The sequence below is a fragment of the Geodermatophilus sp. SYSU D00879 genome (genome assembly GCF_054050375.1).
This window is the reverse complement of record NZ_JBJGZF010000038.1, coordinates 1-11,204: the sequence shown is the minus strand read 5'-3', so window position 1 is coordinate 11,204 and position 11,204 is coordinate 1. Positions and strand designations below refer to the sequence as shown.

Sequence of the window (11,204 nt, the reverse complement as noted above, 5' to 3'; positions counted from 1 at the left end):
CCCCCCCCCCCCCCCCCCCCCCCCCCCCCCCCCCCCCCGCGCCCCCCCCCCCCCCCCCCCCCCCCCCCCCCCCCCCCCCCCCCCCCCCCCCCCCCCCCCCCCGCCGCGCGGCTGGTGGGGCCCGGGCCGGGCCGCGGGCTGGGCCGACGCCGTGCAGGCCGCCCGGCTGGTGGCCGCCGCCGCGGGTGTCGAGCTGTTCGTCCGCCCCGGCGAGCAGGCGCCCTGGCACCCCGGCCGCTGCGCCGAGCTCGTGGTCGACGACCGGGTGGTCGGGTACGCCGGCGAGCTGCACCCGCGGGTGTGCGCCGCGCTGGACCTGCCGGCCCGCACCTCGGTCATGGAGCTCGACGTCGACGCGTTCCCGCCGGCGCCCGTCCCGGTCGGGCCGCGCATCTCCACGTTCCCGCCGGTCTTCCTCGACCTGGCCTTCGTCGTGCCCGACGACATCACCGCCGCGCACGTCGAGTCGCTGGTCCGCGGGGGCGCGGGCGAGCTGTTCGAGGCGGTGCGCCTGTTCGACGTGTACTCCGGCCCGCCGGTCCCGGCCGGGTCGCGGTCGCTGGCGTACTCCCTGGTGCTGCGCGCGCCGGACCGCACGCTGACCGCCGAGGACGTCGCCCGGGTGCGCGAGGGCATCGTCGCCGTGGTCGAGCTGCAGGGCATCAGCCTGCGCAGCGGCGACTGATGGCGGACCTCACCGGCCTGGTCGCGCTCGTCACCGGGGCGTCGGCGGGCATCGGCCGGCACCTGGTCGAGGGGCTGGCCGCCCGCGGGGCCGCGGTCGCCGGCATCGCCCGCGGGCCCGAGCGGCTGCGGACGGCGATGGCCGAGGTCGCCGCCGCCACCGGCGCCCGCACCCTCGCGCTGCCCGCCGACGTCACCGACCGCACCGCCGTCGACGCCGCCGTCGGCGAGGTGGTCCGCGAGCTCGGGCCGGTCGGGCTGCTGGTGAACAACGCCGGCCTCATCGACGCCGCCGAGGTGCCGCTGTGGGAGGCCGACCCCGACCAGTGGTGGCAGGTCGTGGAGAGCCAGGTGCGCGGGCCGTTCCTCGTCGCCCGCGCCGTGCTGCCCGGGATGGTCGCCGTCGGCGGCGGCCGGGTGGTCGACCTGGCCAGCGGGATCGGCACCCGCGTCAACCCGCACTACAGCGCGTACTCGGCGGGCAAGACCGCGCAGATGCGCATCACCGAGGCGATCGACCTGGCCGGCGCCGCGCACGGTGTGCGGGCGTTCGACCTGGCGCCGGGCGTCGTCGACACCGCGATGACCCGCGCCATGCCGATGCACGAGGGCCGCACCGAGTGGACCCGGCCCGAGGACGTCGTCGACCTGGTGGTGGCGATCGCCGCCGGGGAGCTGGACCAGTGGTCGGGGCGGTTCTTCCGCGCCGGCGTCGACGACCTCGACACCCTCCGCGCCACCACGCCGTCCGACGACGCCCGGCGGCTGCGGCTGCTCCCGTACGGCGACGGCGACCCGCTGGCCTGACCTCCCCCGTCGGTGCGCGCTCGTGCTCTGCCCCCCGATCGGGGGCAGAGCACGAGCGCGCGCGGAGGCGCCTCAGGACCCGCCATGAAAAGTCATGCACGGTCCTGTATGGTCATGCATCGTGAACACAGGGCAGACGTGGACGGTCGGGGTCACCGGCGCCACCGGGTACGCGGGGGGAGAGGTGTGCCGGCTGCTGGCCGGGCACCCGCACCTCCGCCTGGCCGGGGTGCACGCGAACAGCAGCGCCGGCCGACGCCTGGGTGAGCTGCAGCCGCACCTGCTGCCCTTCGCCGACCTCGAGGTCCGGCCGAGCGCGCCCGAGGACCTCACCGGCTACGACGTCGTCGTCCTCGCGCTCCCGCACGGGGAGTCGGCCGCGATCGCCGCGCAGCTGTCCCCGGACACGCTGGTCGTCGACTGCGGCGCCGACCACCGGCTGCAGGACCCGGCCGCCTGGGCCCGCTGGTACGGCGGCGAGCACGCCGGGTCGTGGCCCTACGGCCTGCCCGAGCTGCCCGGTCAGCGGGAGAAGCTGGCCGGCGCCCGGCGGATCGCCGTCCCCGGCTGCTACCCCACCTCGGTCACCCTCGCGATGGCCCCGGCGCTCGCCGCCGGGCTGGTCGAGCCGGACGTCGTCGTGGTCGCCGCCTCCGGCACCTCCGGCGCGGGCAAGGCGGCCAAGCCGCACCTGCTCGGCAGCGAGGTGATGGGCTCGGTCAGCGCCTACGGCGTCGGCGGCGTCCACCGGCACACCCCCGAGATGGCCCAGACGCTGGGTGCGGCCGCCGGGGAGCCGGTGCGGATCAGCTTCACCCCGACCCTGGTGCCGATGAGCCGGGGCATCCTCGCCACCTGCTCGGCGCCGCTGCGGCCCGGGACCGACGCCGACGCCGCGCGGGCCGCCTACCAGAAGGCCTACGCCGACGAGCCGTTCGTGCACCTGCTGCCCGAGGGCCAGTGGCCGACGACGGCGCAGGTGCTCGGCGCCAACACCGTCGCGGTGCAGGTCGCCGTCGACCCGGACGCCGGCCGGTTGGTCGTCGTCGCGGCGGTCGACAACCTCACCAAGGGCACCGCCGGCGGCGCGATCCAGAGCGCCAACATCGCCCTCGGCCTGCCCGAGACCGCGGGCCTGCCGCTGGTGGGGGTGGCCCCGTGAGCGTCACCGCACCGCAGGGCTTCCGGGCCGCCGGCGTCGCGGCCGGGCTCAAGAGCACCGGCGCGGCCGACGTCGCGCTGGTCGTCAACGACGGGCCGCAGGACGCCGCCGCCGCCGTCTTCACCACCAACCGCTTCCCGGCCGCGCCGGTGCAGTGGAGCCGCCGGGTGCTGGCCACCGGCCGGCTGCGGGCGGTGGTGCTCAACTCCGGCGGCGCCAACGCGTGCACCGGCCCCGAGGGGTTCCAGGACACCCACGCCACCGCCGAGCACGCCGCCGCCGAGCTGGGCCGTGCTGGTCTGGAGATCGGCGCGATCGACGTGGCCGTCGCCTCCACCGGGCTGATCGGCGTCCGGCTGCCGATGGACAGGCTGCTGCCCGGGGTCACCGACGCCGCGAAGGCGCTGTCGGCCGACGGCGGTCCCGACGCCGCCCGGGCGATCATGACCACCGACTCGGTGCCCAAGACGACGGTCGTCGAGCGGGACGGCTGGTCGGTCGGCGGGATGGCCAAGGGCGCCGGGATGCTCGCGCCGAGCCTGGCCACGATGCTCGTCGTCCTCACCACCGACGCCGCCGTCGACCCGGCCGTGCTGCAGGAGGCGCTGGAGACCGCCACCGGCGTCAGCTTCGAGCGGGTCGACTCCGACGGCTGCCTGTCCACCAACGACACCGTCGTCGCGATGGCCAACGGCGCCAGCGGGGTCAGCCCGGCCGCGGAGGAGGTCGCCGAGGCGCTCACCGCCGCGGCCACCGACCTCGCCATGCAGCTGCTCGCCGACGCCGAGGGCTCGACCAAGGACATCGCGATCACCGTGCGCAACGCGGCGAGCGTGGAGGACGCGCTCACCGCCGGCCGGGCCTGCGCGCGCAACAACCTGCTCAAGACGGCGCTGTTCGGCAACGACCCCAACTGGGGCCGGGTGCTCGCGGCGATCGGCACCACCGACGCCGCCTTCGAGCCCGACCGCGTCGACGTGACCATCAACGGCGTCACCGTCTGCCGGGGCGGCGCGATCGGCGACCCGCGCGAGGGCGTCGACCTCACCGGCCGGGCGATCACCATCGACGTCGACCTCCGGGCCGGCACCGAGCAGGCGACGATCTGGACCAACGACCTGTCCATCGCCTACGTGCACGAGAACTCGGCGTACTCCACGTGACCGGTCACCAGGACCCCACCCCGCCCGACGTCCGGGTCGACGAGGCGCCCCCGCCGCGCCGGCGGATCGGCACCACCCGGGTCATGCGCACCTACGACCCGGAGGGCGACGCCCGCAAGGTCGCCGTCCTCACCGGCGCGCTGCCGTGGCTGCGCGAGTTCCACGGCAACGTCGTGGTGATCAAGTACGGCGGCCACGCGATGGTCGACGAGGAGTGCCGCCGCGCCTTCGCCGAGGACATGGTGTTCCTCCGGACCTGCGGCATCCTGCCCGTCGTCGTCCACGGCGGCGGCCCGCAGATCACCGAGATGCTCGGCCGGCTCGGCATCGAGAGCGAGTTCCGCGGCGGCCTGCGGGTGACCACCGACGAGACCGTCGAGGTGGTCCGCATGGTGCTCACCGGCCAGGTCACCCCGGAGGTGGTCGGGCTGGTCAACCAGCACGGCCCGCTCGCGGTCGGCCTGTCCGGCGAGGACGGCGGCCTGTTCACCGCCGAGCGCACCCGGGCGCTGGTCGACGGGGAGCCGGTCGACGTCGGCCGGGTCGGGGACGTCGTCGCGGTCGACCCGACGCCGGTCACCGCGCTGCTGGAGTCCGGGAAGATCCCGGTCGTCGCCACGGTCGCGCCCGACCGCGACGGCGTGGTGCACAACGTCAACGCCGACACCGCCGCCGCCGCGCTCGCCGTGGCGCTCGGCGCGGTGAAGCTCGTCGTCCTCACCGACGTCGAGGGCCTCTACGCCGACTGGCCCGACCGCGACTCGCTGGTGCAGCAGATCGACGCCGCCGAGCTCGCCGAGATCCTGCCCACGCTGGACGCCGGGATGATCCCGAAGATGGCCGCCTGCCTGCGGGCGGTCGAGGGCGGGGTGAAGCGGGCGACCGTCGTCGACGGCCGGACGCCGCACGCCCTGCTGCTGGAGATGTTCACCACCGAGGGCACCGGGACGATGGTCGTCCCCGCCCACACACTGAGCGGAGAGGAGCCGGCATGACCCACACGGAGGAGCTGGCCACCCGCTGGTCGGCCGTGATGATGGGCAACTACCGCACCCCACCGGTCGCGCTCGCGCGCGGCGCGGGCGCCACCGCCTGGGACGTCGACGGCCGCGAGTACACCGACCTGCTCGGCGGCATCGCGACGACGATCCTCGGCCACGCCCACCCGAGGGTGGTCGAGGCGATCACCCGGCAGGCGCAGACCCTCGGGCACGTCTCCAACCTGGCGATGCACGAGCCCGGCGTGACCCTGGCCGAGCGGCTGCTGGAGCTGGCCGGCCGGCCCGGGCGGGTGTTCTTCTGCAACTCCGGCGCCGAGGCCAACGAGGCCGCGTTCAAGATCAGCCGGCTCACCGGCCGGCCCGAGGTGGTCACCGCCGAGGGCGCCTTCCACGGCCGCACGATGGGCGCGCTCGCGCTCACCGGCCAGCCGTCCAAGGCCGCCGCGTTCGCCCCGCTGCCCGGCGGCGTCCGGTACGTGCCCTACGGCGACGCCGACGCGCTGGCCGGCGCGGTCGGTGAGCAGACGGCGATGGTGCTGCTCGAGCCGCTGCTCGGGGAGGGCGGAGTGCAGCCCCCGCCGCCGGGCTACCTCGCCGCCGCCGCCCGCACCGCCGCCGACGCCGGCGCGCTGTTCGCCGTCGACGAGGTGCAGACCGGCACCGGCCGCACCGGCCACTGGTTCGCGCACCAGGCGGACGGACTCCAGCCCGACCTCGTCACGATGGCCAAGGCGCTCGGCGGCGGCCTGCCGATCGGCGCCACGCTCGCCTTCGGCGACGCCGCGGAGCTCATGACCGCCGGCTCGCACGGCTCCACGTTCGGCGGCAACCCGATAGCCTGCGCCGCCGCGCTCGCCGTCCTCGACACGATGCGCGACGAGGGCCTGCTGGAGCGCGCCAAGGAGCTCGAGCACCGGTTCACCGCCGGCATCGAGGGCCTCGGACACCCCGGCGTCGCCGGGGTCCGGGGGAGGGGCGCGCTGCTCGGCGTCGTCCTCACCGCCCCGGCCGCCGCGGCGCTGGAGGCGCAACTGCGCGCCGCCGGCTTCCTCACCAACGCCGTCGCCCCCGACGTGCTCCGCCTGGCGCCCTCCCTGGTCCTCACCGACGCCCAGGTCGACGCCTTCGTCGCCGCGCTGCCGGCCGCCCTCGACACCGCCCTGCAGGAGACCGACCAGTGACCCGGCACCTCACCCGCGACGACGACCTCACCCCCGACGAGCAGGCCGAGGTCCTCGCGCTCGCCGCCGAGCTCAAGCGCACCCGGCACACCGACGCCGCGCCCACCCCGCTGCGCGCCGCGAACGGCGTGCCCCGGGCGGTCGCCGTGCTGTTCGACAAGCCCTCCACCCGCACCCGGGTGTCGTTCTCGATCGGCGTCGCCGAGCTCGGCGGGTACCCGCTGGTGATCGACGCCGGGTCCAGCCAGCTCGGCCGCGGCGAGCCGGTGGAGGACACCACCCGCGTGCTCGACCGGCAGGTCGCCGCGATCGTGTGGCGCACCTTCGGCCAGGACCGGCTGGAGACGATGGCCGCCACCAGCCGGGTGCCGGTGGTCAACGCGCTCACCGACGACTTCCACCCGTGCCAGATCCTCGCCGACCTCCAGACGGTGGCCGAGCACAAGGGCTCGCTGGCCGGCCGGTCGCTGACCTACCTCGGCGACGGCGCCAACAACATGGCGCACTCATACCTGCTCGGCGGCGCCACCGCCGGCATGCACGTGCGGATCGGCTCGCCCGAGGAGTACCAGCCGGCGCCCGACGTCCTGAAGCGGGCGGCGGAGATCGCCGCCGAGACCGGCGGCTCGGTGCAGTGGACCGCCGACGCCGCGGCCGCCGCCGACGGCGCCGACGTCCTCGCCACCGACACCTGGGTCTCGATGGGCCAGGAGGACGAGTACGACACCCGCGTCGCGCCGTTCCTGCCCTACGCCGTCGACGACGCCGCGCTGGCCCGCGCCGCCGACGACGCCCTCGTCCTGCACTGCCTGCCGGCCTACCGCGGCAAGGAGATCGCCGCCGAGGTCATCGACGGCCCGCAGAGCGTCGTCTGGGACGAGGCGGAGAACCGGCTGCACGCGCAGAAGGCCCTGCTGACCTGGCTGCTGGAGCGATCGGGATGACGGGAGCGCTGACCCGGTCGGCGCGGCAGGCCCGCATCGCCGAGCTCATCGCCGCCCGGCCGGTGACCTCGCAGACCCAGCTCGCCGCGCTGCTGGCCGAGTCGGGCGTCGAGGTCACCCAGGCCACGCTCTCGCGCGACCTGGAGGAGCTCGGCGCGGTCAAGCTGCGCGGCTCCGACGGCGCCCCGGCGTCCTACGTGCTGCCGCCGGAGAACGCCCCGCTGCGCCCCGCGCAGGCCGCCCCCGCCCGGCTCACCCGGCTGCTCGGGGACCTGCTCACCAGCGCCGAGGGCAGCGCCAACCTGGCGGTGCTGCGCACCCCGCCCGGCGCCGCGCAGTTCCTCGCCTCGGCGCTGGACAAGGTGGGCCTGCCCGACGTCCTGGGCACCATCGCCGGGGACGACACGCTGCTCGTCGTCTCGCGCGACCCCGACGGCGGCGCGGCGCTGGCGCAGCGCCTGCGGTCGCTGGCCGGCCGCGCGCCCGGCGAGCCGCCCCACCTGACCGACGAGACCGACGACCCCGCTGGAGGATCAGCCCCGTGACCGACCCGACCGCCCCCGCCTCGCAGACCCGGCTCTGGGGCGGCCGCTTCGGCGGCGGGCCGTCGCCGGCCATGGCGGCGCTGTCGAAGTCGACCGACGTCGACTGGCGGCTGGCCCCCTACGACCTGGCCGGCTCCCGCGCCCACGCCCGGGTGCTGCACCGCGCCGGGCTGCTCGCCGACGACGAGCTCGAGCAGATGCTGCGCGCGCTCACCGAGCTCTCCGCCGAGGTCGCCGCCGGGACCTTCGCGCCGGTCGAGGCCGACGAGGACGTGCACGAGGCGCTCGAGCGCGGCCTGATCGCCAAGCTCGGCACCCTCGGCGGCAAGCTGCGCGCCGGCCGGTCCCGCAACGACCAGGTCGCCACCGACCTGCGGCTGTACCTGCGGCACAACGTGCGCGCCCTGGTCGGCGAGCTGGCCTCGCTGGAGTACGCGCTCACGGGGCTGGCCGAGCGGTACCTCGAGGTCCCCGCGCCCGGCATGACCCACCTGCAGCACGCCCAGCCGGTGCTGGTCAGCCACCAGCTGCTCGCCCACGCCCACGCCTTCGCCCGCGACGTCGACCGGCTGCTCGACTGGGACCGCCGCGCCGCCGTCAGCCCGCTCGGCTCCGGCGCGCTGGCCGGCTCGTCGCTGCCGCTGGACCCCGATGCCGTCGCCGCCGAGCTCGGCTTCGACCGGGCCGCGGAGAACTCGATCGACGCGGTCAGCGACCGCGACTTCGCCGCGGAGTTCTGCTTCGCCGCCGCGATGGTCGGCGTCCACCTGTCCCGGCTGGGGGAGGAGGTCGTGCTCTGGACCTCGACCGAGTTCGGCTGGGCCCGCCTCGACGACGCCTGGGCGACCGGGTCGTCGATCATGCCGCAGAAGAAGAACCCCGACATCGCCGAGCTGGCGCGCGGCAAGTCCGGCCGGTTCGTCGGCAACCTCACCGGCCTGCTCACCATGCTCAAGGGCCTGCCGCTGGCCTACGACCGCGACCTGCAGGAGGACAAGGAGCCGGTCTTCGACTCCCTCGAGCAGCTGCTGCTCCTGCTGCCCGCGGTCACCGGCATGGTCGCCACGCTCACGCTGCGCCCGGAGGTGCTCGAGGCCGCCGCGCCGCAGGGCTTCGCGCTGGCCACCGACGTCGCCGAGTGGCTGGTCAGGAACGGCGTGCCGTTCCGGTCGGCGCACGAGATCTCCGGCGAGATGGTCGCCGTCTGCGAGGCCGCGGGCCTGGAGCTCGACCAGCTCGACGACGACCAGCTCGCCGGCATCGACGAGCGGCTCACCCCCGCCGTCCGCGAGGTGCTGTCGGTGCAGGGCGCCCTCGCCGCCCGGGACACCCGCGGCGGGACGGCGCCCGCGCGGGTTGCCGGCCAGCTCGCTGCGCTCAAGGACGTCGTCGCCGAGCACGGCCGCTGGTCGGTCGACTCGCCCGTGGCGGCCGCGCTCTGAGCCCGCCGGGCCGCCTGCTGACGGCGGAGGAGCTGCTCGGGCCGGTCGACGACGTCGCCCCGGCGCTGCTGGGCTGCTGGGTGGTCACCGACCGGCCGGAGGGGACCGTCGCCGTCCGGCTCACCGAGGTCGAGGCGTACTCGGGGGAGGGGCAGGACCCCGCGTCGCACGCGCACCGCGGCCCGACCCCGCGCGCGGCGATCATGTTCGGCCCGCCCGGGCGGCTGTACGTGTACTTCAGCTACGGCGTGCACTGGTGCGCCAACGTCGTCGTCGGGCCCGCCGGCCGCGGCTCCGCGGTGCTGCTGCGCGCCGGCGAGGTGGTGGTGGGGGAGGAGGTCGCGGCGCTGCGCCGTCCCTCCGCCCGCGTGCCCCGGGACCTGGCCCGCGGCCCGGCCCGGCTGACCGCGGCACTGGCGATCGGGCCGGAGGACGGCGGCGCCGACGTCCTCGACCCGGCCTCGCCGGTGCGGCTGCACGCGGGGAAGCGGCCGGACGCCGTCTCGGCCGGGCCCCGGGTCGGGATCAGCCGGGCCACCGAGCTGCCGTGGCGGTTCTGGGAGACCGGAGCGCCGTCGGTGAGCGCCTTCCGGCCGGGTGGCCAGCGCCGCCGCCGCGCCGCCGGGCAGACTGGTACCTCGTGACCTCCTCCGTCCTCGACGAACTGCAGCGCCGCGGGCTCATCGCCCAGACCACCGACGAGGACGCCCTGCGCGCCCACCTCGCCGAGGGGCCGGTCACCTACTACTGCGGCTTCGACCCCACCGCGCCGAGCCTGCACGTCGGGCACCTGGTCCAGGTGATGGTGCTGCGGGCGCTGCAGCGCGCCGGCCACCACCCGGTGGTCCTCGTCGGCGGCGCCACCGGTCTCATCGGCGACCCGCGCCCGACCGCCGAGCGGCAGCTCAACGACCGCTCGACCGTGGCCGGCTGGGTGGACAGCATCCGCCGCCAGCTGGCGCCCTTCCTCGACCGGCCCGCCGAGCACGAGAACCTGCCCGCGCCGGTGTACGTCGACAACCTCACCTGGACCGAGCCGCTGTCGGCCATCGACTTCCTCCGCGACCTCGGCAAGCACTTCCGGGTCGGCCGGATGCTGGCCAAGGAGGCGGTGTCCGCGCGGCTGAACTCCGAGGCCGGCATCAGCTACACCGAGTTCAGCTACCAGATCCTCCAGGCGCACGACTTCCTTCAGCTGTTCCGCCGCCACGGGGTCACGCTGCAGACCGGCGGCTCGGACCAGTGGGGCAACCTCACCGCCGGCATCGACCTGGTCCGCCGGGTGGAGGGGGCGTCAGTGCACGCGCTGTCCACCGTGCTGGTCACCAAGTCCGACGGGCAGAAGTTCGGCAAGAGCGAGGGCGGCACCGTGTGGCTCGACCCCGCGCTCACCTCGCCCTACGCCTTCTTCCAGTTCTGGCTCAACGCCGACGACGCCGACGCGCTCACCTGGCTGCCGCAGTTCTCCGAGCGGCCTGCCGAGGAGGTCGAGGCGGTCCTGGCCGAGAGCCGGGAGCGCCCGGCGTCGCGCGCGGCGCAGCGGGCCCTGGCCGAGGAGCTGACCGCGCTCGTCCACGGGCCCGAGGAGCTCCGTCAGGCCGAGGCGGCCGGGCGCGCGCTGTTCGGCCGGGACGACCTGACGGCGCTCGGCGCCGACACCCTCGGCGCGGCCCTGCGGGAGGCCGGCAGCGTCACCGTCGACGGCACGACGCCGACCGTCGCCCAGCTGCTCCAGCAGACCGGTCTCGTCTCCAGCCTGTCGGAGGCCCGCCGGACGGTGAAGGAGGGCGGTGCCTACCTCAACAACGAGCGGGTGACCGACGCCGACGCCGTCCCGGGCGAGGAGGCCTGGCTGCCGGGCGGCTGGCTGGTGCTGCGCCGTGGCAAGCGGTCCGTCGCCGGGGTGCAGCGCGTCGGGAACTGAGGACGTCCTGCGGGGTCAACGCCATGGGACACGCCGGTTCCGGAACGGTGTCTGGCGTCACGGCCGAGACGGTTTGACACGCTCCCGACAGGCACGTAACTTTCTCTCTGCGCGCCGCACGGCCCGGGAGGGCCGGAGCGGAGGACCCCTCGACGGAACACTCCGGGCGGGCGCAGAGTTGGACAACAAGCCTCCAGCAGAACCCGAGAGGGTCGAGTTGGTGTGCGTCCGCTCCTTGAGAACTCAACAGCGTGCCGAAAGTCAGTGCCAAGTAACAAACCCCCGGCGCTGCACCGTGTGGTGGAGCGCAGGGATTCCTTTGGTTGATGGATATCGCGATCTGTCAGGTCG

Annotated in this window: 11 protein-coding genes; all 11 read left to right on the top strand. The window is 75.7% G+C overall.

The features are described 5' to 3' along the window. On the top strand, positions 1–685 hold a 685-nt coding region (locus ACI79B_RS23140), incomplete at its 5' end, for a phenylalanine--tRNA ligase subunit beta-related protein (RefSeq protein WP_457000254.1). Further along, positions 685–1,491, top strand: coding sequence for an SDR family NAD(P)-dependent oxidoreductase (locus tag ACI79B_RS23135; protein ID WP_456930467.1), 807 nt, complete (start codon positions 685–687; stop codon positions 1,489–1,491). The genes ACI79B_RS23140 and ACI79B_RS23135, both read left to right, overlap by 1 nt. A gap of 121 nt (positions 1,492–1,612) precedes the next feature. Beyond that, positions 1,613–2,653, top strand: a complete 1,041-nt coding sequence (argC, locus tag ACI79B_RS23130) for an N-acetyl-gamma-glutamyl-phosphate reductase (RefSeq protein WP_456930466.1) — start codon at positions 1,613–1,615, stop codon at positions 2,651–2,653. After that, complete coding sequence (gene argJ / locus ACI79B_RS23125) at positions 2,650–3,816, top strand: bifunctional glutamate N-acetyltransferase/amino-acid acetyltransferase ArgJ (RefSeq protein WP_456930465.1); 1,167 nt, start codon at positions 2,650–2,652, stop codon at positions 3,814–3,816. The genes argC and argJ overlap by 4 nt, the downstream gene beginning before the upstream one ends. Further along, a complete protein-coding gene (argB, locus tag ACI79B_RS23120) occupies positions 3,813–4,811 on the top strand; it encodes an acetylglutamate kinase (RefSeq protein ID WP_456930464.1) in 999 nt (332 codons plus the stop codon). Before argJ ends, argB begins: the two co-directional genes overlap by 4 nt. Beyond that, the gene (locus ACI79B_RS23115) at positions 4,808–5,998 is read left to right on the top strand and encodes an acetylornithine transaminase (RefSeq protein WP_456930463.1); all 1,191 of its coding nucleotides are present in this window, start codon (positions 4,808–4,810) and stop codon (positions 5,996–5,998) included. The genes argB and ACI79B_RS23115 overlap by 4 nt, the downstream gene beginning before the upstream one ends. Next, the gene (gene argF, locus ACI79B_RS23110) at positions 5,995–6,942 is read left to right on the top strand and encodes an ornithine carbamoyltransferase (protein WP_456930462.1); all 948 of its coding nucleotides are present in this window, start codon (positions 5,995–5,997) and stop codon (positions 6,940–6,942) included. The genes ACI79B_RS23115 and argF overlap by 4 nt, the downstream gene beginning before the upstream one ends. Further along, entirely contained in the window at positions 6,939–7,487 is a 549-nt protein-coding gene (locus ACI79B_RS23105; protein WP_456930461.1) for an arginine repressor, read from the top strand. Before argF ends, ACI79B_RS23105 begins: the two co-directional genes overlap by 4 nt. Beyond that, the gene (gene argH, locus ACI79B_RS23100; RefSeq protein ID WP_456930460.1) at positions 7,484–8,929 is read left to right on the top strand and encodes an argininosuccinate lyase; all 1,446 of its coding nucleotides are present in this window, start codon (positions 7,484–7,486) and stop codon (positions 8,927–8,929) included. Before ACI79B_RS23105 ends, argH begins: the two co-directional genes overlap by 4 nt. Then, positions 8,893–9,573: a DNA-3-methyladenine glycosylase gene (locus ACI79B_RS23095; protein WP_456930469.1), complete on the top strand. Its 681-nt coding sequence runs from the start codon at positions 8,893–8,895 to the stop codon at positions 9,571–9,573. The genes argH and ACI79B_RS23095 overlap by 37 nt, the downstream gene beginning before the upstream one ends. Continuing rightward, on the top strand, positions 9,570–10,853 hold the full coding sequence (gene tyrS, locus ACI79B_RS23090; protein WP_456930459.1) for a tyrosine--tRNA ligase: 1,284 nt from the start codon (positions 9,570–9,572) through the stop codon (positions 10,851–10,853). The genes ACI79B_RS23095 and tyrS overlap by 4 nt, the downstream gene beginning before the upstream one ends. The last annotated feature ends 351 nt before the right edge of the window (positions 10,854–11,204 follow it).

Excerpts from the sequence above, each read along its gene's own strand:
- ACI79B_RS23135 (WP_456930467.1), top strand. The coding sequence starts at position 685 with ATGGCGGACCTCACCGGCCTGGTCGCGCTCGTCACCGGGGCGTCGGCG.
- ACI79B_RS23115 (WP_456930463.1), top strand. The coding sequence starts at position 4,808 with ATGACCCACACGGAGGAGCTGGCCACCCGCTGGTCGGCCGTGATGATG.
- ACI79B_RS23105 (WP_456930461.1), top strand. The coding sequence starts at position 6,939 with ATGACGGGAGCGCTGACCCGGTCGGCGCGGCAGGCCCGCATCGCCGAG.